Annotated in this window: 22 protein-coding genes; 11 read left to right on the plus strand and 11 right to left on the minus strand. The window is 68.6% G+C overall.

The genetic code is table 11. From position 1 onward, the window contains the following. Positions 1–63: 63 nt before the first annotated feature. Positions 64–1,617 (minus strand): GntP family permease, encoded by a 1,554-nt coding sequence (locus CXQ96_RS04585; protein ID WP_219816090.1) that lies wholly within the window; start codon positions 1,615–1,617, stop codon positions 64–66. Positions 1,618–1,851: 234 nt separating this feature from the next. Between CXQ96_RS04585 and CXQ96_RS04590 the strand changes: the two genes are divergently transcribed. The 3 genes from CXQ96_RS04590 (at position 1,852) to CXQ96_RS04600 (ending at position 3,964) form a co-directional block, all read left to right on the plus strand. Next, positions 1,852–2,571: a FadR/GntR family transcriptional regulator gene (locus CXQ96_RS04590; protein ID WP_104116864.1), complete on the plus strand. Its 720-nt coding sequence runs from the start codon at positions 1,852–1,854 to the stop codon at positions 2,569–2,571. Further along, positions 2,568–3,344, plus strand: a complete 777-nt coding sequence (locus CXQ96_RS04595; protein ID WP_104116865.1) for an SDR family NAD(P)-dependent oxidoreductase — start codon at positions 2,568–2,570, stop codon at positions 3,342–3,344. Before CXQ96_RS04590 ends, CXQ96_RS04595 begins: the two co-directional genes overlap by 4 nt. 74 nt (positions 3,345–3,418) lie before the next feature. Then, positions 3,419–3,964, plus strand: a complete 546-nt coding sequence (locus CXQ96_RS04600; protein WP_104116866.1) for a heme-degrading domain-containing protein — start codon at positions 3,419–3,421, stop codon at positions 3,962–3,964. A gap of 172 nt (positions 3,965–4,136) precedes the next feature. Here the strand turns inward: CXQ96_RS04600 and CXQ96_RS04605 are convergent, their stop codons facing one another. Genes CXQ96_RS04605 through CXQ96_RS04615 form a run of 3 tightly spaced genes read right to left on the minus strand, consistent with a single transcriptional unit; the run spans position 4,137 to position 7,155 of the window. Beyond that, positions 4,137–4,916 (minus strand): carbon-nitrogen hydrolase family protein, encoded by a 780-nt coding sequence (locus CXQ96_RS04605; RefSeq protein ID WP_104116867.1) that lies wholly within the window; start codon positions 4,914–4,916, stop codon positions 4,137–4,139. 8 nt (positions 4,917–4,924) lie between these two features. Then, positions 4,925–6,268 (minus strand): APC family permease, encoded by a 1,344-nt coding sequence (locus CXQ96_RS04610; protein WP_104116868.1) that lies wholly within the window; start codon positions 6,266–6,268, stop codon positions 4,925–4,927. Positions 6,269–6,270: 2 nt separating this feature from the next. Further along, on the minus strand, positions 6,271–7,155 hold the full coding sequence (locus CXQ96_RS04615) for a carbon-nitrogen hydrolase family protein (RefSeq protein ID WP_104116869.1): 885 nt from the start codon (positions 7,153–7,155) through the stop codon (positions 6,271–6,273). Positions 7,156–7,243: 88 nt separating this feature from the next. On the opposite strand from CXQ96_RS04615, the gene CXQ96_RS04620 reads away from it, so the two are divergent. After that, positions 7,244–7,981, plus strand: a complete 738-nt coding sequence (locus CXQ96_RS04620; RefSeq protein WP_104116870.1) for a FadR/GntR family transcriptional regulator — start codon at positions 7,244–7,246, stop codon at positions 7,979–7,981. 31 nt (positions 7,982–8,012) lie between these two features. On the opposite strand, the gene CXQ96_RS04625 is transcribed toward CXQ96_RS04620, so the two are convergent. After that, positions 8,013–8,807 carry a carbon-nitrogen hydrolase family protein gene (locus CXQ96_RS04625; RefSeq protein ID WP_104116871.1) on the minus strand — a complete coding sequence of 265 codons (795 nt, stop codon included), beginning with the start codon at positions 8,805–8,807 and terminating at the stop codon, positions 8,013–8,015. A gap of 31 nt (positions 8,808–8,838) precedes the next feature. Here CXQ96_RS04625 and CXQ96_RS04630 point away from each other — a divergent pair, with 31 nt between their 5' ends. After that, a complete protein-coding gene (locus tag CXQ96_RS04630; protein ID WP_104116872.1) occupies positions 8,839–9,486 on the plus strand; it encodes a GntR family transcriptional regulator in 648 nt (215 codons plus the stop codon). A 32-nt stretch (positions 9,487–9,518) separates the two neighbouring features. Here CXQ96_RS04630 and CXQ96_RS04635 read toward each other — a convergent pair whose 3' ends face one another. After that, positions 9,519–10,877 carry an MFS transporter gene (locus CXQ96_RS04635; protein ID WP_104116873.1) on the minus strand — a complete coding sequence of 453 codons (1,359 nt, stop codon included), beginning with the start codon at positions 10,875–10,877 and terminating at the stop codon, positions 9,519–9,521. 134 nt (positions 10,878–11,011) lie between these two features. Between CXQ96_RS04635 and CXQ96_RS04640 the strand changes: the two genes are divergently transcribed. Beyond that, entirely contained in the window at positions 11,012–11,695 is a 684-nt protein-coding gene (locus tag CXQ96_RS04640) for a DUF2848 domain-containing protein (protein WP_104116874.1), read from the plus strand. A 96-nt stretch (positions 11,696–11,791) separates the two neighbouring features. On the opposite strand, the gene CXQ96_RS04645 is transcribed toward CXQ96_RS04640, so the two are convergent. Next, positions 11,792–12,445 (minus strand): SDR family oxidoreductase, encoded by a 654-nt coding sequence (locus CXQ96_RS04645; protein WP_104116875.1) that lies wholly within the window; start codon positions 12,443–12,445, stop codon positions 11,792–11,794. A gap of 173 nt (positions 12,446–12,618) precedes the next feature. Between CXQ96_RS04645 and CXQ96_RS04650 the strand changes: the two genes are divergently transcribed. Then, positions 12,619–13,662, plus strand: coding sequence for a GTP-binding protein (locus tag CXQ96_RS04650; protein WP_104116876.1), 1,044 nt, complete (start codon positions 12,619–12,621; stop codon positions 13,660–13,662). A 9-nt stretch (positions 13,663–13,671) separates the two neighbouring features. Further along, complete coding sequence (gene ykgO, locus CXQ96_RS04655; protein ID WP_058931424.1) at positions 13,672–13,794, plus strand: type B 50S ribosomal protein L36; 123 nt, start codon at positions 13,672–13,674, stop codon at positions 13,792–13,794. 126 nt (positions 13,795–13,920) lie between these two features. On the opposite strand, the gene CXQ96_RS04660 is transcribed toward ykgO, so the two are convergent. Continuing rightward, positions 13,921–14,679 (minus strand): SDR family NAD(P)-dependent oxidoreductase, encoded by a 759-nt coding sequence (locus tag CXQ96_RS04660; protein ID WP_104116877.1) that lies wholly within the window; start codon positions 14,677–14,679, stop codon positions 13,921–13,923. A 130-nt stretch (positions 14,680–14,809) separates the two neighbouring features. Between CXQ96_RS04660 and CXQ96_RS04665 the strand changes: the two genes are divergently transcribed. Together CXQ96_RS04665 and CXQ96_RS04670 are read left to right on the plus strand one after the other, a co-directional pair. Next, the gene (locus CXQ96_RS04665) at positions 14,810–15,190 is read left to right on the plus strand and encodes an STAS/SEC14 domain-containing protein (RefSeq protein ID WP_104116878.1); all 381 of its coding nucleotides are present in this window, start codon (positions 14,810–14,812) and stop codon (positions 15,188–15,190) included. Between the two features lie 105 nt (positions 15,191–15,295). Next, positions 15,296–15,625, plus strand: coding sequence for a GNAT family N-acetyltransferase (locus tag CXQ96_RS04670; RefSeq protein ID WP_104116879.1), 330 nt, complete (start codon positions 15,296–15,298; stop codon positions 15,623–15,625). On the opposite strand, the gene CXQ96_RS04675 is transcribed toward CXQ96_RS04670, so the two are convergent. Continuing rightward, positions 15,622–16,200, minus strand: coding sequence for a TetR/AcrR family transcriptional regulator (locus CXQ96_RS04675; protein ID WP_104116880.1), 579 nt, complete (start codon positions 16,198–16,200; stop codon positions 15,622–15,624). The two genes, CXQ96_RS04670 and CXQ96_RS04675, sit on opposite strands and share 4 nt — an antisense overlap. Before the next feature lie 95 nt (positions 16,201–16,295). Between CXQ96_RS04675 and CXQ96_RS04680 the strand changes: the two genes are divergently transcribed. Then, a complete protein-coding gene (locus CXQ96_RS04680) occupies positions 16,296–17,129 on the plus strand; it encodes an alpha/beta fold hydrolase (protein ID WP_104116881.1) in 834 nt (277 codons plus the stop codon). Positions 17,130–17,280: 151 nt separating this feature from the next. On the opposite strand, the gene CXQ96_RS04685 is transcribed toward CXQ96_RS04680, so the two are convergent. Next, on the minus strand, positions 17,281–18,282 hold the full coding sequence (locus CXQ96_RS04685) for an acetamidase/formamidase family protein (protein ID WP_104116882.1): 1,002 nt from the start codon (positions 18,280–18,282) through the stop codon (positions 17,281–17,283). 160 nt (positions 18,283–18,442) lie between these two features. Beyond that, positions 18,443–19,723: a glycerophosphodiester phosphodiesterase family protein gene (locus CXQ96_RS04690; protein WP_104116883.1), complete on the minus strand. Its 1,281-nt coding sequence runs from the start codon at positions 19,721–19,723 to the stop codon at positions 18,443–18,445. Positions 19,724–19,816: the final 93 nt, after the last annotated feature.

A 19,816-nucleotide genomic window follows, 5' to 3' on the forward strand; every position in this document is an offset into this window, starting at 1 on the left:
CAGCGCCCGGGAACGCCGAAGGGCTGCCGATAGTTCTGCCGGCAGCCCTTCTGCGTTCTCCGATCAGCCGAGCACGGCGTTCGCGATGAACAGGAGCGGGATGGAACCGGCCCACACCGCCGTCGTGATACCCGACCACCCGCGGAGTGCCGCAGTGCCCTCGAGGCCGGCGAAACGCGTCACGACCCAGAAGTAGGAATCGTTGAAGTAGCTGAACACCATGGATCCGGCTGTGCAAGCCATCGCGGCCACGATCGGGTCGATGCCGAGTGACCCGACGAGCGGGGCCGTCACCGAGGCGGCCGTGATCATGGCGACCGTTCCGGAGCCCTGGGCGATGCGGACGAGGGTCGCGATCAGGAAGGGAACGAGGAAGGCCGGCAGCGGCGTTGCGGCGATGGCTTCGGCCAGCGCATCGCCGACGCCGGAACTTCGCAGCACCTGCCCCAGGGCACCGCCTGCACCTGTGATCAGCAGGATCAGGCCTGCGGACGCTGCTGCGTCCGCGAACCAGCCCTGCACCTTCGTGCGCGGAGTCCAGCGCGGCAGCAGCGTGTACACCGCGAGGATGACGCCGATGACGAGGGCGACCACCGGATTCCCGACGAACGCGAGCGGAACGGCCCATGCGGACGGCTCGTACTCCCCGGTTCCGACGACCCCCTGGTTGCTCTGATCGATCGCTCCACTCACCGTGTTGAGGATGATGAGCAACAGCGGAACGAGCAGGGGCAGGGACGCGACGAATGCCCCGACACGATGGGGCTTCGCACCCGGAGGCGGAGTGCCGAGGTCCACCGACGGGTCGGCCGGCATCTCACTGCCGTCGGACGTGGTACCGGAGGTGATGCCGTCTGGCACGTGCGCTCCGCCGTCGTCATGCCCGGCGACCGAAGTCGAATCGCCGGCCGCCGTGCGGTCCGCGAGCGCCGTGCCGGTCGACCCGCGCACTCCCGCACCAGCCGTTCCGTACACGGTCTCGCGCACCGTCTCGGACATCGTCGGTTCGATCTTCGGTCCGATCCACTTCGCGTAGAACACCACGACGGGCAGCAGGATGACCGTGAAGATCAGACCGGTGAGGATCAGGGCGCCCAGGTCGGCGCCGAGGATGCCCGCGACGGCGAGGGGACCGGGTGTGGGTGGCACGAGGTGGTGGGTCAGGGTCATGCCGCAGCCAAGTGCGAGCGCGAGCGTGATGTACCCGGCGCGCTTGACCCGGGCGATGGAGCGCGCCAGGGGATTCATGATGACGTAGCCGGAGTCACAGAACACGGGAATGGAGACCAGGGCGCCGACACTGCTCAGGGCCCAGGGCTCCCGCCCCTTGCCGAAGAGCCGGAGGAACGCGAGGGCGAGGGCATTGGCGGCACCGGAGACCTCCAGGATCTTGCCGATGCCGACCCCGAGTCCGATGACGATACCGATGCTTGCGAGCGTGTTGCCGAATCCCGTGGTGATGGACGAGACGATGTCCAGTGGAGCCTGCCCTGCGACGATGCCTGTGACGAGCGCGGCGATCAGGAGGGCGACGAACGCGTCGAGGCGCGTTTTCAGCACCAGGACGATGATGGTGGCGATCCCCAGTACCAACGCCAGAAGAAGTTGTATATCCACGATGACGTACTCCTTGATGGGACGCTGGGCGGGCCTCGTTGCCCGTCCAGGTGGGTCGCACGGCCCCATCGGACGCGTTGACGGGCACTGTGCTGGATGTCACACTAGCACCGGCAGTATGACGTCTGACAGGGCTATTTCGACGAAGGTGTTGATGCGGATGGTCGGAGCGCTGGTGCCTCCCGCGCCGATGGCTCACGCCGACGTCGACGGCCCGTTCCGGGTGTCGCTGCGATGAGCAGGAAGCCGCTTGCGCAGACCGTGTTCGAGGACCTCCTCGAGCGGATCGTCCAGGGTGACTACGCTCCGAACGAAGCACTGCCCGCTGAGGGAGACCTTGCCGCAGCCGCGGACGTGAGCCGCCTGACGGTCCGCGAAGCACTGAAGAAGCTGCAGGCCCAGAACGTCGTGAAGGTGAAGCGGGGGCTCGGGACGTACGTCAATCCGACGGCCCAGTGGACCGATCTGGAGGCGATCCTCCGGGTTGCGGCCGCCAACGCCGACACCCCCGACGTCTCGCTCCGCCTGCTCGAGATCCGGCGCATGGTGGAGACCGGGGCAGCCGAACTGGCAGCGCTCCATGCCACGGACGAGGACCTCGACCACATGCAGGATGCCATTCGGGACCTGGAGTTGGCCCACGCCGCCGAGGACCTCGACGCCGTCACGGCGGCGGACCTCGCGTTCCACGACGCCGTGTTCCGCGCCTCCGCCAACCCCTTCCTCCCGGTGGTCCTCGGACCCCTCGGCCAGCTCCTGTACTCGATGCGCCGTGAGACGTCGGCGTTCAGGGAAGTGCAGGTCCACGCCATCGAGCACCACCGGCTCGTCCTCGAGGCCATCCGCACCCGGGATCCCCTCCGGTCACGGCAGGCGATGGAAGCCCATATCGACCAGACCTACGGCGACTACGAACATTTCATCCACCGCACCACCCCGAGGAGACCGGAATGACCGACGCAGCAGAATTTCCCACCGACCGCACCGCAGTCCTGACCGGCGCCGCCTCCGCGCGCGGCATCGGGCGCGCGACGGCGGACCGCCTCGCCCGTGAGGGGTGGGCCGTCGCCATCCTCGACATCGACGGACCCGCGGCAGAGGAAGCCGCTGCCGACATCGCCAGCCGGCACGGGGTGCAGGCGATCGGCGTCGGGACGGATGTGTCCGACGAGGCATCCGTCGACGCCGCGATCAGTCGCGTCGAAGCCGAGCTGCCGCCGATCGTCGCCCTCGGGAACCTCGCCGGCATCAGCTCGCCGACGGAGTTCATGCAGGAGACCAAGGAGGCGTGGGAGCGTGTCTTCGCCGTCAACATGACGGGCACCTTCCTCGTCACCCAGCGCGTGCTGCGCGGCATGATCGAGCGGAAGCTCGGACGGGTGGTCAGCGTCTCCTCGATCTCGGCCCAGCGAGGCGGCGGCACCTATTCCAAGGTCGCCTACAGCGCCTCGAAGGCCGGCATCATCGGCTTCACCCGGGCGGTAGCCCGCGAGATGGGCGAGCACAACATCACCGTCAACTGCGTGGCTCCCGGTCCGGTCGACACCGACATCATGGGCGGCACGCTGACGGAGGAACGCAAGCGCGAGATGTCGCGGGACATCCTCGTGGGACGCGTGGGCACGGTAAGCGAGATCGCGGCACTCATCGCCTTCCTCGTCGGTCCGGACGCCGGCTACATCACAGCCGCGACGTACGACATCAACGGTGGGTTGCAGGTCTCCTGAGTCCGTGTCAATGCTTCGTCTCCCGTGGGTGTCCGGACGTCCGCCGAGCCGCCGGAAGCACGTAGATTTACCCAATGAGCAATGACGCCGCTTCCACGATCCTCCTGCCCTTCGACCCGGACGGAGGCGACGACCAGCCCACCGAGTCACTCGAGGCGCTGATCGCACAGGTCGAGGGCGAGGTAGCGGAGCTGCAGTTCACGCGCTTCACCAACGACGACGCCGTGGCCCTCGGGCAGCTGCTCGTCCAGCTGGGCGTGAGCCGCAATCTGCCGATCGCTATCAGCATCTGCAAGCCGAACCACATCCTCTTCCGCGCCGCGCTCGACGGTGCCACGCCGGACAACGACTACTGGCTGGACGCGAAGAGCCGGACGGCCGCGCGCTACTTCGTGCCGTCGCTGCTCGTCGGCCTGCGGGCACGCCGCAACGGCGGCCGCGTGGAGGACAACCCGATGTTCGACACGGCGACCCACGCCGCCCACGGCGGTTCGTTCCCGCTCTACATCCGGGGCGTGGGGCCGGTGGCCACGGTGACGGTGTCGGGGCTGCCACAGCTCGAGGACCACCGGCTCGTCGTCGAGGCCCTGCGGACCTTCCACGCCGCCGACGGGCTGTAGCCGGAGGTCGCCGCCGGACAACGTCGCGCCGACGACGTCGCGTCGTACTCCGTCGCCGCCGGACAACGTCGCGCCGACGACGTCGCGTCGTACTCCGTCGCACGGCCAACGCGTCGTACGCCGTCGCACGAGGCATCGCGCGACCTTCGCGCGCTCCAGCGGCTGCCCTCTGCTAGACGCGTCGCTGCGCTTGCAGCGGGAACTGGGACCGCGCGTCCCGCACCGCATCGAGCGGCAGGTCCACCGTCAGGAGGTCCTCCCCCGCACCGCACCTGCCGATGACCTCTCCGAGCGGTCCTGCCACCACGCTCCGGCCGATGGAGACCGGCTCGGCCTGCGACACCGCGACGACGATCACGCCGTTGTCGAGGGCTCTCGCCCTGGTGAGGAGGTCCCACTGGTCCCCCTTGCCCGCGCCCGGCACCCACGACGACGGGGCGAGGACCACCTGCGCCCCCGCGTCGCGCAGCGACTGCGCAACCCCGGGGAAGCGGAGGTCGTAGCACGTGAGCAAGCCGAAGACGGTGCCGTCTTGGGTGAAGGTGACCGGCGCGACGTCGGGCGCGGGTTTGATGTGGCCCGACTCGTGGAAGCCCCGGCTGTCGAAGAGGTGGATCTTGCGGTAGGCGGCGACGAGTTCGCCGCCGTCGTCGAGCGCGACGATCGTGTTGTAGGCGCGGTTCCGCTCGTCGGAGGTCTCCACCATTCCGGCGACGACCGTGACGCCGTGCCGCCTGGCGATACCCGCCAGGGCCTGCACGACGCTGCCGTCGAGCGGCTGCGCCACAGCGACGAAGGAACTGTCCACGCGGCTCTTCTCGTAGGTCGCGTACTCCGGAAACACGACGAGCCGCGAACCCGCAACCGACGCCGCTGCGGCGACGGTGTCCATCCGGGCGAGGTTCGCCGACGTGTCCGTGCCGGACGCCAGCTGGCCGAGGGTTACGCGCATGCCTCCTATCAGACAGCTTCCTTCTCCACGGACGCCAGCTCGGGTGGGGCCTTGCGGAACCCACGCGTGATCACGGCCAGGACCACGATGCCGATCGCGAGCCAGCCGAGGCCGAGCATGATGGCGGTGGAGTCGAGCTGCGTCAGCAGGAAGGCATCCACCAGCGCGCCGACCGCCGGGATCACGACGTAGGACACCGGGTTGAGCCGCCGGCCGGTCCGCTTCTCGCGCAGGTAGTACGCGATGACCGCGACGTTGACCAGGGTGAACGCGGTGAAGGCGCCGAAGTTGATGAAGGACGTGGAGGTGGCGACGTCCAGGAAGACCGCCACGAGGCCCACGATGCCGGTGATGACGATATTCGTCACCGGGGTGCGGAAACGGGCATGCAGGAACCCGAACACCTTCGGCGGCAGCACGGCGTCGCGCCCCATCGCGTACAGCAGGCGCGAGGCGCTCGCCTGCGCGGCAAGACCCGAGGCGAACTGCGCGACGACGAGGCCCGCGAGGAAGATGGCACCGAAGAGCTGGCCGCCGATCTGCAGGGCGATGTCCGACGCGAGGGAGGCCGAGTTCTCGAAGGTGCCCCCGGGCCGGATCAGCTGGGTCACGTAGGACACGGAGACGAAGATGGCGCCGCCGATCAGCGCGATCAGCATGATGGCCCGCGGCATGGTCTTCCGGGGCTCGACCGTCTCCTCGGTGAGGGTGGTGACGGCGTCGAACCCGAGGAAGGAATAGGCGGCGATGGCCGCGCCGGCCGCGATCGTGCCGAGGTTCGCCGTCGGGTTGATGAAGGGCTCGGAACTCACGAGCGCACCTGCACCGCCCGTGCTCACGAGGGTGCCGATCGTCAGCGCCACGAAGATCGCGATCACCAGCAGCTGGAACGCCATGAGGAGGTAGTTGGCCTTCTCGGCGACCTTGATACCGACGATATTGAGCACGGTGGTCACCACCACGAACGCGAGGATCCACACTCCGATCGGCGTACCGGGGAACTGCGCCGAGAGGTAGGACCCGCCGATCAGCCAGATGACCATGGGCAGGAAGAGGTAGTCCAGGAGGACTGCCCACCCGACGAGGAACCCGACGCGGGCTTCGATGGTCCGCCGCACGTACGTGTAGGCCGATCCGGCCACCGGGAATGCGACGGCCATGCGTCCGTAGCTGTGCGCGGTGAAGAGCATCGCGACGAGCGCGAGGAGGTAGGCGGACGGCGACGCGCCGCCGGTCGCCTCGGCGATGACACCGAAGATCGCGAGGACGATCAGGGGCGTGAGGTACGCGAGCCCGAACAGGACGAGCGAGGGCAGCCGGAGCGTGCGGGTGAGCTGGGACGGGTGCTGCATGGCTAGTCCTGACGTGCGGTGGACGCGGGCGTCCACGTGGCGGGGTCGATGCGGCCCGAGTACATGGGCAGTTCAATCGGGGTTTCATGGGCGCGGAACTGGGACCACATGCGGTTCAGGCCGGCGGTGCCGTGCGTGCGCACGTGGTCGACGCGCGGCAGATCGAGCGTGGCCGCCATGACGGCTGGACCGTCGTCCTCGATCGCCTCGAGGACGGCGCCCTCGGGGTCCACGATGATGCTCTGGCCACGCCCGGTGGGGCCGGCGCAGTTGACGCTGACGATGAACACCTGGTTCACGATGGCGTTGGCCCGGGCGAGGACGAGCTCGTGCTCGCGGTCCTCCGTGGTGGTCTTGACGACGTTGAGGATGACGTCGGCTCCGAGCCAGGCCAGCTGGCGGGTCACCTCGGGGAACCACGCGTCGTAGCAGATCGATAGGCCAGCGCGGCCGTATCCCTCGAGATCGACGGTGACGAAGGCATCCCCCGGGTCGTAGGGCTCGAACGGCCGCCACGGGAAGATCTTGCGATAGCTCGCCGCGAGCTCGCCCTGCGGCGACAGCACGAGCGAGGTGTTGAACAGCTGCCCCTCGGGGCCGCGCTCGCAGATGCTGCCGGGCACGAGCCAGACCCCGAGATCGCCGGCGAGCTGGGCGAGCTCGCGGACGAGGGGGCCGTCGAGGGGCTGCGCGGCGTCCTGCAGTGCCTCGGTGCGCTGCTGGTCCGGGTAGCCGTCGCCGAACAGGTGCAGCTCCGGGTAGACCACGAGGCGGCTCTCGGGATGTGCGGCGACGGCGTCGGAAACCTGTCCGGCGAAGACCGACGACGGCTCACCGATGGCGATCGGTTCGGACTGGACCGCAAGGAGCGGAAGGGGCTGGGTCATGGGTGCCTTGGCTAGGGTGACGGGGCTCACGCTATATTAGCTCAGGTTGAACTAATATCAAGGCCAAGGTGCTACGACGGGGGAAGCAATGGATGATGTTTTGGCCCAGGGGCCGCTTACGGCAGCACGGGACCTGCCTCCGCACGGGCGGCGCAGCGCTATCGACGCCGTCCGCGCCCGCATCGCGACGTCCATCTCCCTCGGACTCCTGCAGCCCGGCGAGCGACTGCCCGACCAGGCAGATCTGGCACTCGGGCTCTCGGTGAGCCCCATGACCGCGAGACGGGCGATGGCGAGCCTCGCTGAGGAAGGCATCGTGGTGCGGCGCAGGGGGCGCGACGGCGGCACCTTCGTGGCGGCGGAACCTCCGGCCGCGGCCCTCGAGCGGTTGTCACTCGGCTCGACGGACGCAGCCCTGGTACACGAGCTCGTCGACCGGCGCCTGCTGGCCGAGTGCGCCGTCACCCACTTCGCCGCCGTTCGCGCCACGAGCGACGAGCTCGGGGCGCTCGAGGCCCTGACCCGCCGCATGGCTTCGGCAACGGACTGGTCGGAATATCACCAGGCCGACGACGAGTTCCATCGCTCGGTGGCGGCGGCATCACATCTCGGCGCCGCGGTCGACGTGCATGCGGCGATCCTGGCGGAACTGTACGGGCACTTCGTCCCCTACCCCATCGAGGCGCTGCATCGGGCGAACGAGGACCACATCGCCCTGGTCCACGCCCTGCGGAAGCGCGACGTCACAGGAGCGGTGGCCATCGCGCACGCCCATGTCGACAGCCTGCATTCGACGATGTTCATGGAGCTCGCACGGCGGGCGTGACCGATGTCGGCGTGTGAGCCGGCCTGCAGCCCTAGAAGGAGCGCGCGTTCGCCAGGACGGGGAGCTTGCCGCGGGCGTCGTCGATCTCCGCGGTGTCGATGTCGACGAAGGCCAGCTCCGGCGCGGGCCCCAGTTCGGCGATGACCCGGCCGAGCGGCGACACCACGGCGCTGTGCCCCACGCCGGTGGGCGCCGATCCGGTCAGCTGCATGCCGCTGCTGGCCGGGTCCGCCTGACCGCAGGCGACGACGAACGTGGTGCTGTCCAGGGCCCGCGCCCGCGCCAGCAACGACCACTGCTCCACCTTGCCCTCGCCCGCGCCCCAGGAAGCGCAGACGATGTTCACCTGGGCGCCCTTTCCGGCATTGGCCGCGAACAGGGCGGGGAAGCGGATGTCGTAGCAGGTCGCGAGGCCGACCGTGGCGCCCTCGAGCGCGAAGGTGACCGCCTGCGTGCCCGGCTCCACGCTGTCCGACTCGCGGTATCCGAAGGCGTCGAACAGGTGCACCTTGTCATAGCTGGTGTCGACACCCGGACCGACGGCGAGCAGTGTGTTCCGCACGCGCCCCTCGCTGCCGGGCGTGAACATCCCGGCTACGATCACGATCTCCGAGCCGACGGCGATCTCTCGGACCCGTGACGCCCATGGCCCGTCGAGCGGCTCGACGACGGCGGAGAGGTCGTTGCCGAAGGCGCACATCGTCGCCTCGGGGAACACGACGAGGTCGGCTCCACCGGCGGAGGCCTCCCGGGTGAGGCGCTCGACCTGCTCCAGGTTCTCACTGGGATCGGAACCGCTGGTCATCTGGGCGATGGCAACACGCATCGGTCTCTCCTTTTCGTTGTATACCTAATGTATGGCAAGAACTAGTGGCGGCGCCGTCTCCGGCCGCGAGAAGGCATACGCCTACCTGCGTGAGAACGTCCTGACGGACGGGTCCATGCAGGGCCAGTTCCTGAACGAACAGGAACTCGCGGAGCGCATCGGGGTATCCCGGACGCCGGTGCGCGAGGCATTCCTCCTCCTGGCGGCCGACGGCCTCGTCGAGCTGATCCCCCAGCGCGGGGCCTACATACCGATCGTGACCGCTCGGCAGGTCTCCGATCTCATGGACCTCCGGGGAGTTCTCGAAAGCCATGCCGCACGTGTGTCCATCGCGGCCGGAACTCCGCCGGTCGACAGCATGCAGGACATCCTGCGCCAGCAGGCCGCCCTGCCGGACCCACTGGTCGCGGACTCGGTGAAGGAGTTCATCCGGCTGGACGCCCTCTTCCACCAGGCGCTGGTCGACGCCGCCGGCAATGAACTGATGTCGCAGACCTACCGCAAGCTGCAGGTCCGGCAGGTCCTCGTGGGCGTGGAAGCCCTGATCAGGGTCGAGGGACGGCGGCAGCAGGTGTGCGCCGAGCACCAGGACATCATCGACGCCCTCGCGAGCGGCGATGCCGAGACCGCGATCAGCCGCCACCTCGCCGTGACGCGCAGCATCCTGCTCCGGGCCTAGCAGCGGCCCGGAGCAGGATGCGGATCCCAGGGTCAGGTCTTCGACCCTTCTAGCATCAGCCGGTATTCGTCGTCCTCCGTGGCATGCGGGTTGCGCCCGAGCGAGAGCCCGATCAGGGTGACCACCCCGGCGACGGCGACATACACGGCCACCGGGACCCAGCTGTCGAAGTTGCTCAGCAGCACGGTGAACATCAGGGGCGCGATGGCACCACCGATGACACCGGCGAAGGTGTAGGCGAGTGAGCTGCCCGTCGCGCGGAGGCGCGGTGAGAACTGCTCCACGATGAAGGCGGCTTGCGGCCCGTACATGAAGGAGTGGGAAGCCAGCCCGAGCACGATGCCGATGATCAGCAGGAACTGGTTGTCGCCGTCGAGCAGTGCGAAGAAGATGAACGTCCACAGCGCTCCGAGGACGGCGGCGATACCGTACACCAGCCTGCGGTTGATGCGGTCCGAGACCGCCCCCGCCAGCGGGATCAGGAAGAGCTGGCAGCCCGAGCCGATCAGCACCGCGGTGAGCACCTGGTTCCGCTCGAACCCGAGTACCTGGATGCCGTAGGTCAGCGTGAAGACCGTGAACAGCGCGTACAGCACATCCGGGCCCACGCGGGACAGGATGGCGGCGATCAGCGGACGCAGTTCGTTGCGGAACACCTCCTTGATCGGCGCAGCCGGACGCTCACCATGCGCTTCGATCGCCTTGAAGATCGGGGTGTCCTCGAGCCGCAGCCGGATCCACAGGCCGAAGCCCACGAGGAGCGCCGACGCCAAAAAGGCGATGCGCCAGCCGAAGTCGAGGAACTGCTCCTCCGAGAGCAGGACGGTGAGGAGGGCGAGCGCGCCGTTGGCCATCAGGTTGCCGGCAGGAGGACCGACCTGCGCGGCCGACGCCCAGAATCCGCGCTTCTGGGGATCGCCGTACTCACTGGAGAGCAGGACCGCCCCGCCCCATTCCCCGCCGACGCCGACACCCTGGGCGAAGCGCAGCATCACCAGGATGATCGGGGCGGCGATGCCGATGGACGAATATCCCGGCAGGACGCCGATCAGCACCGTGGCGATGCCGATGATCATCAGCGTGATGACGAGGATCTTCTTCCGCCCGATCTTGTCCCCGAGGCGCCCGAAGATGATCCCGCCCACGGGCCGGGAGATGTAACCGACGGCGTACGTGGAGAAGGCGAGGATGGTTCCGGTGAGTGGATCGGACGCAGGGAAGAAGATGATCGGGAAGACGACTGCCGCTGCCGCGGAGTAGACGGCGAAGTCGTACCACTCGAGGGCGGTGCCGGTGAGGCTCGCAGCGAAGGCCTTGTAGAGGCCGGGTGGACGAGGGGGCGTTTCGGCGCCGGGCGCGCGAACGCCGGACGAACCAGGGTTGTGTGCCATCGAAATTCTCCAGACTGAAGGTGATTCCCGCCACACCGGCGTTAGATGTATACATTACGCATACATGTTGTAGATTGGCGACCACTTCGGTTTCCGGAATGTAAGAGCTTCACGCCACCACAGGAGGACGACCCATGACGACCCTTACCTTCGAACTGCCGGACGGCACGCAGCAGGACGTCGAGGTGACCCGACTGCTCAATGCTGGCTACGCCGGCCGCGAGCAGGACGAGGTCCAGGCGCACATCGCGGAGCTGGCCGAGCTCGGCGTGCCCGTTCCGTCGACGACGCCCGCCCTGTACCCCGTCTCTCCCTATCTGGCGCAGCAGATCGGTGCGGTCAGCGTGCAGCACGAGAAGACTTCCGGCGAGGCCGAATGGGCCCTCGTGATCACCACGGAGGGCGTCCTCCTGACCGTCGCGTGCGATCACACCGACAGGGCACTGGAGGTCCACGGCGTGGCCTGGAGCAAGAACGCGAGCCCGGACGTCCTCGGGCGCCAGGCCTGGCGGCTCGACGACGTCCGGGAGCACCTCGACGCCATCACGCTCCGCGCCTGGGTGCGCTCGGACACCGGCGAGGAGCTCATCCAGGACAGCACGCTCGGTGCCCTGCTGTCCCCTGACTACTGGCTCGACGTCCTCGCCGGAATGGGTCTCGCCGAGGCTGGCACGGTGCTGATCTCGGGAACCGTCCCCATGATCCACGGTGTCGACCAGTTCGCCTCCGGGTGGCGCGTCGAGATGGCCGATCCGGTGACCGGACACGCCATCGGCGTGGAGTACGAGGTCATGCCGATGCCGGCACCCATCGGCTAGCAGCCGCGCGCCGGACGGTCCGCCGCCCCGGCTGATGCAGGTCTGCGGGAGGGGCGCCGCAGCAGGACGCGCCGCCCCTCCCGCTCGGCGGCGACCCTACAGTGCCGCGTCGATCGCCTCCGCGATCGGCGTCTCGCCACTGTTGAACTGGATCGTCCTGTCCACGGTGCCGAGGTTCCCGAGCACGACGGCCGCCACGTGCGCGACGTCCTCGCGTGGGACGGAGTCCCGCTGGGGCGTGTCCGACACCTCGATCATCCCCGTGCCCGGGTCGGTGGTCAGCGCGCCCGGACCGAGGATCGTCCACGCGAGCTCCGAGTTCCGCAGGTGCTCGTCCGCCGCGGCCTTGGCCTCGGCGTAGTGATAGAAACCGTTGTCCTCGGGCACCCCGTGGTCCTTCCGGGCACCGAGGTAGGACACCATGACATAGCGCCCGACCGATGCCTCCTGAGCGGCGTCCATCGAACGGATCGCAGCGTCGCGATCGACGGCGTAGGTGGCCTCGGGACTGCTGCCACCCGCGCCGGCGGACCACACGACGGCGTCGTGCCCGCGGAAGACGTTCGCCATCTGCGCGACGGACAGCTCCGAGACGTCGGCCACCACCGCGGTGGCGCCGGCCTGCTCGACGTCGGCGGCATGATCCTGGTTGCGGAAGATCGAACTCACCTGGTGGCCCTGACTGGTGAGGATCTTCGTGAGGTGCAGGGCTACTTTTCCGTGCCCACCGATGATGGCTACGCGTGACATGGGAACTCTCCTGGCTGGTGATGGTGGCGTGGATGCCTTGGATTCGACGCTAGTACCCGCACCTGCCCCTGGCCACCCGCTCCTCGGTCTTCAGCCCGCAGCGGATGCCTATTCCCGCAGGTGCCCGACGGGTGATCCTTGGTTATTGAGAACCATTCTTATATAGTAGGGCAATGCATCTCGTCATCCTCACCTCCCTCGATGCGCTGAGTCGCAACACTGCAGCCGCGCTGGTGGCAGGCCCCGCCATCGGCGCACCGGTCGTCCTGCACGACCTCCTCGACGGCGGAGTGGTCACGCGCCGCATCCATCGGAACGACCGCATCGTGGAGCGCGAGTCCAGGGTGCTGGAGCACGGCTGCCTCAGTTGCACCGTGCGGTTCGACCTCGCCCCTGCCCTCCTGCGTCTCGCGTCCGAGGGCGTCGAGCGTGCCGTGGTGGGCCTGCCACCCGGAACCACGGCCGAGAACGCCATCGACGGACTCCACTCGATCGCGCCCGGCGCCTTCGTGGTGGACGCCGTCGCGCTCGCACTGCGTCCCGAGGACGTGGAGGACCAGCTGTGGGACCACCACACCCTGTTCGCCTCCGGCTACACCGCGGTTCCCGAGGACGCGCGGACGCCGGGCGAGTTCCTGATGGGTGAGCTCCTGTTCGCGGACACGGTCCTCACCACGGTGAGTGACCTCCTGCCGACCGACGCCGCCCTCGACGCGCGCGGGCTCCAGCTCATCGGTCAGCTCGCTCCGCACGCCCGCGTCTCGGCGGCCGACGCCGCCACCCTCGCCCGCCACGACTACGGGGCGTCCCAGGCACGGAGCCTGCCCGGCGCAGTCCTCGCACCCACGATCGCGTCGGCACCGTTCCGCACCCTCGAGCACCGCATCACCCGCCCCTTGCACCCGGGCCGCTTCCGCACAGCCCTCGGCGCCGTCTCGGAGGGCTGCTGCTTCGTCCGCGGCAGTGTCTGGATCGCGGGTATGCCGGACGCGAGGGTCGCCGTGCACGGAGTAGGCCCGCGCATCTCGCTCGGCAACGGCGGCCCATGGACCGCGGCCGAGCGCCACGGCGAGTGGTGCCGTGGGACGCACCTCGCCCTCACCGGCGACGCCCTGGACGACGACGACATCACCGGCCTGCTCGACGCCTGCGCCCTCACGGATGACGAGCTTCGCTCGTCCCCTGCGTACTCCCACCCCACCAGCGAGAATCACTGAAGGAGCACCATGAAAGTCCGCAATTCCCTCCGCGCCCTCAAGAAGGTCCCGGGCGCCCAGATCGTCCGGCGCCGCGGCAGGACCTTCGTCATCAACAAGAAGAATCCACGCATGAAGGCCCGCCAGGGGTAGCACCACGGGCAAGGCCACCCGCGGGCCGGGGGTCGTCGTCGCGCACTACGGCGCGACGACGACGCCCCTCCGCCGTCCGCCCCTCGAACTGCACGCCCCGGCCCACGGCAGCGGCGGACCTGCGTCCTAGCGGAGGTAGGACGCGCCGTTCGCGTCGACCACGGTGCCGCTGACCCAGAGGGGGGCATCGGTGGCGAGCCACGCGACGGCCTGCGCGATGTCCTCCGGGGTCGCCACGCGGTTGAAAGGGCTCTGCGCCCGGACAGCGTCACCTCCCGGCCCGTCGAGGACCGACCTGCCCATGTCCGTCTCGACGAATCCCGGTGCGACCGCCGCCGCGAGGATGCCGTGCGGTGCGAGGGCGACCGCCAGGGACTGGGTCATGGAATGGAGCCCCGCCTTGCTGGCCCCGTAGGCCGGGGTGAGGGGCTCGCCGCGATAGGCGCCGCGCGAGCCCACACTGACGAGCCTTCCGCCCTCCGGTCCGGACGGGCGATCGAGCAGGTGCCGCGCCACCAGCCAGGCAAGGTTCGCCGGTCCCAGCAGGTTGACGGCCAGCGTGTGCCCCCACGCCTGCTGCCATTGCTCGAACGGCGTCGAGTCGATGGGGTGCGCTTCGAAGATGCCCGCATTGTTGACGAGGACGTCGACCCCGCCCAGGTGCCCCACGGTGTCGGCCACGATGCTTTCACACGCTTCCGGATCCGCGACGTCACCGACGACGACGGCGTGACCGGTGCCGGGCAGCGCAGCGTGGACCGCTGCTGCGGCAGTGCCGTCCCGCCCGGCATGCACGGCAATGCGGTGCCCCCGCGCGGCAAGCTCCTGCGCGATGGCGGCCCCGATGCCACGGCTCGCTCCGGTCACCAAGATGCTCAGCGTCATGACCCAGACGCTACAGCGTGAGCGACGAACCCCAGGGGACGGCGTGCACTTGTGGACTCGGGGGTCACACGAGGAGCCACCCTTGCTAAGCTGTTCAGCCATCGACCGCCGGCCCACCGCGAAGGACTCCATGGACCCGTTCAGTGTGCACTTCGAGAGGGGTTTCCTCAGGCTGCGGTGGCGGCGCGGTGTAGAGATCACGCACGCGCACGGCGTCGCTGCAGCCCGCGCCCTCGCCGAGTTCCACGGCCCCGCGGCCTTCCCGCTCCTGGTGCACATGCACGGCATCACCGGCGTCACGCCGGAGGCGCGCGTGGGCATGGCGGCCTACCGCGGCTATTCCCGGGTGGCGCTCGTGGGTCAGGACGCCATGGACGAGGTCTTGTCCGGGTTCTCGCACCGCTCCCCCACCCCGACGCGGTTCTTCACCTCGGAATCCGAAGCCCTGGCCTGGCTCCTGGAGGGCACTGCGGCAGAGCACGGTGCATCCCCCGCTCCGAGCACCGGGTAGCCTCGGGGCGCGGCCGCGTTCCGCCGGGCAGATGCTGGGCGCGAGCGCCGACGCAACCGCACTGCAGCGTTGACCCGCACCGCGCCGCAGTGCCAAGGTGACTGCATGAGCGCCGAAGATACGGGCACCACCGGAAACGCAGGAGAAGCAGCGAACGCCGGGGTCGAGGTCAGCAACAACGAAGCGAAGAGCCGCTACACCGCGAGCCTCGGGGGTGAGCCCGCCGGGATCGCCGCCTACGAGCGATCGGACGACACCATCACCTTCACGCACACCGTGGTGGACGAGGAGGTGGAGGGGCAGGGCATCGGGAGTACCCTGATCCGCCGCGCCCTCGACGATGCCCGCGCCCAGGCCCTCACCGTGGTCCCGCAGTGCGGGTTCGTCGCCGCCTTCATAGAGGACCACCCCGAGTACCAGGACCTGGTGGGTTAAGCGGCGCCGGGCGTCTCCGTCCCCAGTGCTGCATCGATGAGCACTTCGGCCGCCGCGCGTGCCTGGTCGGCCGCCTCCGTCGACCCGGCGATGGCCGCTGTGGTCTGAGCGCCTTCGGCGAGGATCGACAACTGCGGGCCGAGGTACGACGGCGCTCCTGCGTCGGCGACCAGCTGTGCGACGTAGTCCTGGAACGATGCCTTGTGCTGCCGGGCATAGTCCGCGACCTCCGGACTCACCGCTCCGAGTTCCGCGAACGTGTTGATGAACCCGCACCCCCTGAACGAGTCCTCACCGAACCATCGCGTCAGGTAGTCGAAGATCGCCAGCAGCCGCGCGCGCGGGTTCTCGGCCTGACGGACCAAGCCGTCAAGACCCTCTGTCCACGACCGGTGCCGTCGCTCCAGCACGGCCATGACGATCGCGCTCTTGGACGGATACTCCTGGTACAGCTTCTTCAGCGACACACCAGCGGCCGCGCGGAGTTCATCCATCCCCACCGCCTGGATCCCTCTCGCGTTGTACAGATCATCGGCCGTCGCCTCGATGCGCTCTCGGATCTCGGAAAAACTCATGGACCCATAGTACTTGTAATGAGAACGATCGTTCTATACGCTGTGAGAACCGAAGAAAACGACCGTTCTCTACTCTCGAGACAAGGACCAGGACAATGGGCTTCATCACAGTCGGCACAGAGAACACCACGGACATCGAGCTCTACTACGAGGACCACGGCACGGGCCAGCCCGTCGTCCTGATCCACGGCTACCCCCTGGACGGCAACTCGTGGGAGAAGCAGTCCAACGCCCTGCTGAACGCCGGCTACCGCGTCATCACCTACGACCGCCGCGGTTTCGGCCAGTCCAGCAAGCCCACCACGGGCTACGACTACGACACCTTCGCCGCTGACCTGAACACCGTCCTCGAGACCCTCGACCTCCACGACGTCGTCCTCGTCGGCTTCTCCATGGGCACCGGTGAGGTCGGCCGCTACATCGGCACCTACGGCGAGGCACGCATCGCCAAGGCCGCTTTCCTCGCCTCCCTCGAGCCGTTCCTGCTCCAGACCGGCGACAATCCCACCGGCGTTCCAGCCACCGTCTTCGACGGCATCCGCACCGCCGCCACCGAAGACCGCTACGCCTGGTTCACGAACTTCTACAACGACTTCTTCAACACCGACAACTTCCTCGGCAACCGCCTCAGCGAAGAAGCACTGCGCAACGCCTGGAACGTGGCCGCCGGATCGTCCTGGTACGCCTCCTTCGCCGTCGTCGACTCCTGGCTCACCGACTTCCGTTCCGACATCGACAAGGTCACCGTCCCTGCCCTGATCGTCCACGGCACCGACGACCGCATCCTGCCCATCGACGCCACCGGCCGTGAGTTCACCAAGCGCCTGCCGTCCGCCGAATACGTCGAGATCGACGACGCCCCCCACGGCATGCTCTGGACGCACGGCGCCGAGATCAACGAGATCCTCCTCCGCTTCCTCGCCAAGTAGCACGCCGAAGGCGAAGGGCGTCGGCCACCACCGGCGCCCTTCGCCATGCGCCGCCGGGCGGAGCTCCGCCGCATGCGGCCGGCCGGCCGAACCTCTTGCGCCGCCTGGCGGAGCTCCGCTGCGCGCCGGCCGGCCGAGCCTCCGGTGCTGCTCAACGGAGCTCCGCAGCGCGCCGCCGCAGGTTCGCGTGCAGGCCACCGTAGGCATCGACGGCCGGGAAGAGGGCCTTCGGTGCCTTCACGACCACGCTGTAGTTGGCGTCCACCGCGTTGGCGATCGGCGCCAGCGCGGTCTGGGTCAGGAGTTGGTAGGCGTCCAGCCGGTGCAGCCCGAAAAGATCGCCGAACCACCGCACCATCTCCAACTGGCCGATGCGCCACGAGTCCTCCATGGGCCGGAAGGAGCCCACCGCCATCCAGTGGTAGTCGGTCTCGAGCCGGGGCCACGCAGGAGCCCCGCCCTTGATCAGCTCGACGATGATCGTCGAGTGCATGGCTCCCTCGACCGCGGTGCCGCAGGCCTCGCCCTCACCCTGGCGGTAGTGCCCGTCGCCGATCGAGAAGAGAGCACCCTCGACGTTCACGCCGAGGTAGACCGTCGTACCCGGTTTCACGTCCGGTGCGTCCATGTTGCCTCCGAACCGCTCAGGCACCAGCGCCGAGCGCACCTCCCCTCCGGGTGGCGCCACTCCGACGGTGCCGAGCATGGGTTCGAGCGGCAGCGCGACCCCGAAGTCCCCGAGCCGGGACTGGAAACCGACCGTCCGCCGTTCGGTGTCCACGTGGTAGATCCAGGTGATGTCCGGCAGTGGTTCCTGCAGCGTGGCGGTGCGGTCCGTGCTGGTAAGACCGCCGAAGAAGGGGACCGTGGCAGAAGCGCCGTAGGACCGGGCAGGTGTCAGGTCGGCGATGTGCAGGGCCAGCGTGTCCCCCGGTTCGGCGCCCTCCACGTAGAAGGGACCGGTCTGCGGATTGATGAAGGCGAGGTCCACCCTCTCCCCCGAGACATCGTGCACCGAGGTCAGTGCGTTGTTGAAGGCGTCCTCCGACCAGAGCTTCAGCGCAGTCCCGGGCCGCACGCTCAGTACCGGGGCGCTGCCGCCGAAGGTGTACACGAGCTGGTCAGGCCGCGGGTGATACTCAATGATCTCCATGACCGGATGCTACGGGGATCTCCATGACCGGATGCTACGGGGCTGTTCGGGCGGGAACAAGGGTCCCGAGAGCGACGACGGCGACACCGGTGGTGCCGCCGTCGTCCCTGGTACTGCCGTCGTCCTTGGTAGCGGGAAGCGATGCCCGAGAAGGACTACCTCAGTTCGCGAAGACGTCGACGAGGCGCAGGTCCGGCGTCCACAATCCGAGTGAATCCCCGGTGTTGTTGAGGAGGGACGCGCCCTGGCCGTTGTAGTAGGCGGAGGCGGAGTTCGTGCCCGGTCCCGTGTAGACACGCAGCTCACCGCCCGGCTGCAGCACGTAACCGTCCCCCACCACCAGGATGTTGTTTGCGGCGTCCCGCAGGAAGTAGCCGCTGACGTCCACGGCTGTTCCGGACGCGTTCCGCAGCGCGACGTACTCGCCCGTCTCGGGTTGCACGTCGTTGCCCAACGGGTCGTTCACCGCTCCGCTGATCTCGATGGTGGCACCCGGGAAGACCGGCAACCCACGGAGGTGGCGGCTGCTCTCGATCGGGAAATCGGTGGTGACGGCGTCGACCCCGAGATCCGTGACCGCCTGCACGGCCTCCGGCGAATTGACGGTGTAGACGCTCATGGCCAGTCCGGCGGCCTTCACCCTGGCGACGTCCTCCGCGTTCACGACCCGGTAGTTGGCACCGACGGAATCCACGTACGTTGCCCACGCGGCAAGCACATCGGCTCGGGGCACCGCACCGGTGAGCTGCTGCAGCTGAATCTCGGGGGCGAGCTCCGCGAAGCGCCGGTTGGATGCCTCATCGAAGCCGATGACCTGCACCTTGTCCGCTGCGACCAGTTTCTGCCAGGCAGGATTGGTGTGCAGCTCGTCCGCAATCAGCTGCTCGATCCCGGGGGAGTTCCAGGGGGACTTGATCTCGATGTAGACGCCCGTCGTGCGTGTTCCGACGGCGGCGGCGTCGTCGAGGTGGGGGATCCTCTCGCCGGTGAAGCGCCGGTCGAAGTACGAGCCGGCATCGAGCTGCTGCAGTTCCGCCCAGGTGAAGGACGTGATCGGATCGGCGGCGCGCCCGGGGAACACGTCCTCGACGTTGGTCGTCCGCGCCGGCGTGTCGTCATGGAAGAGGAACGGAACGCCGTCGGCACTGAGCTGGACATCGATCTCGATGAAGTCAGCACCGGAAGCGCGTCCGTCCTTGAACGCGGAAACCGTGTTCTCCGGCGCAGTGCCGCCTGCGCCGCGGTGCCCTACCAGGATCGGCGTCGCGGCGGGGCGCTTCACGGACGCTTGCCGCAGGTCGGGCGTCGGCGTGGCGGGGGCGGATACAGCCAGGAGCGAGAGTCCGACGGCGGCGACGGCGACGGTGCGGACGGAGCGGGCGGAGCCGTTGGAACGGGGAATTCCGGCGGAGCGGGCAGAGCGGAAGGCGCGAACTGGCAAGGGTGATCCCTTCGGAACTGTCGGTGGCGGGACCGGCTGGACCGCCTCGACGATCCAACCGCCGCTACCCGACACCGCCGTCAACCGCGGATG

This window comes from Arthrobacter sp. B1805 (genome assembly GCF_002929745.1).
Classification (GTDB): Bacteria; Actinomycetota; Actinomycetes; order Actinomycetales; family Micrococcaceae; genus Arthrobacter_D.

What these genes read in the sequence shown, in the direction of transcription:
- CXQ96_RS04685 (WP_104116882.1), bottom strand. Translation starts at nt 18,282, where the DNA reads ATGGAGATCATTGAGTATCACCCGCGGCCTGACCAGCTCGTGTACACC.
- CXQ96_RS04610 (WP_104116868.1), bottom strand. Translation starts at nt 6,268, where the DNA reads ATGCAGCACCCGTCCCAGCTCACCCGCACGCTCCGGCTGCCCTCGCTC.
- CXQ96_RS04590 (WP_104116864.1), top strand. Translation starts at nt 1,852, where the DNA reads ATGAGCAGGAAGCCGCTTGCGCAGACCGTGTTCGAGGACCTCCTCGAG.
- CXQ96_RS04660 (WP_104116877.1), bottom strand. Translation starts at nt 14,679, where the DNA reads ATGACGCTGAGCATCTTGGTGACCGGAGCGAGCCGTGGCATCGGGGCC.
- CXQ96_RS04665 (WP_104116878.1), top strand. Translation starts at nt 14,810, where the DNA reads ATGGACCCGTTCAGTGTGCACTTCGAGAGGGGTTTCCTCAGGCTGCGG.
- ykgO (WP_058931424.1), top strand. Translation starts at nt 13,672, where the DNA reads ATGAAAGTCCGCAATTCCCTCCGCGCCCTCAAGAAGGTCCCGGGCGCC.
- CXQ96_RS04600 (WP_104116866.1), top strand. Translation starts at nt 3,419, where the DNA reads ATGAGCAATGACGCCGCTTCCACGATCCTCCTGCCCTTCGACCCGGAC.
- CXQ96_RS04615 (WP_104116869.1), bottom strand. Translation starts at nt 7,155, where the DNA reads ATGACCCAGCCCCTTCCGCTCCTTGCGGTCCAGTCCGAACCGATCGCC.
- CXQ96_RS04670 (WP_104116879.1), top strand. Translation starts at nt 15,296, where the DNA reads ATGAGCGCCGAAGATACGGGCACCACCGGAAACGCAGGAGAAGCAGCG.
- CXQ96_RS04635 (WP_104116873.1), bottom strand. Translation starts at nt 10,877, where the DNA reads ATGGCACACAACCCTGGTTCGTCCGGCGTTCGCGCGCCCGGCGCCGAA.
- CXQ96_RS04645 (WP_104116875.1), bottom strand. Translation starts at nt 12,445, where the DNA reads ATGTCACGCGTAGCCATCATCGGTGGGCACGGAAAAGTAGCCCTGCAC.
- CXQ96_RS04595 (WP_104116865.1), top strand. Translation starts at nt 2,568, where the DNA reads ATGACCGACGCAGCAGAATTTCCCACCGACCGCACCGCAGTCCTGACC.
- CXQ96_RS04630 (WP_104116872.1), top strand. Translation starts at nt 8,839, where the DNA reads ATGGCAAGAACTAGTGGCGGCGCCGTCTCCGGCCGCGAGAAGGCATAC.
- CXQ96_RS04680 (WP_104116881.1), top strand. Translation starts at nt 16,296, where the DNA reads ATGGGCTTCATCACAGTCGGCACAGAGAACACCACGGACATCGAGCTC.
- CXQ96_RS04640 (WP_104116874.1), top strand. Translation starts at nt 11,012, where the DNA reads ATGACGACCCTTACCTTCGAACTGCCGGACGGCACGCAGCAGGACGTC.
- CXQ96_RS04650 (WP_104116876.1), top strand. Translation starts at nt 12,619, where the DNA reads ATGCATCTCGTCATCCTCACCTCCCTCGATGCGCTGAGTCGCAACACT.
- CXQ96_RS04605 (WP_104116867.1), bottom strand. Translation starts at nt 4,916, where the DNA reads ATGCGCGTAACCCTCGGCCAGCTGGCGTCCGGCACGGACACGTCGGCG.
- CXQ96_RS04620 (WP_104116870.1), top strand. Translation starts at nt 7,244, where the DNA reads ATGGATGATGTTTTGGCCCAGGGGCCGCTTACGGCAGCACGGGACCTG.
- CXQ96_RS04625 (WP_104116871.1), bottom strand. Translation starts at nt 8,807, where the DNA reads ATGCGTGTTGCCATCGCCCAGATGACCAGCGGTTCCGATCCCAGTGAG.
- CXQ96_RS04675 (WP_104116880.1), bottom strand. Translation starts at nt 16,200, where the DNA reads ATGAGTTTTTCCGAGATCCGAGAGCGCATCGAGGCGACGGCCGATGAT.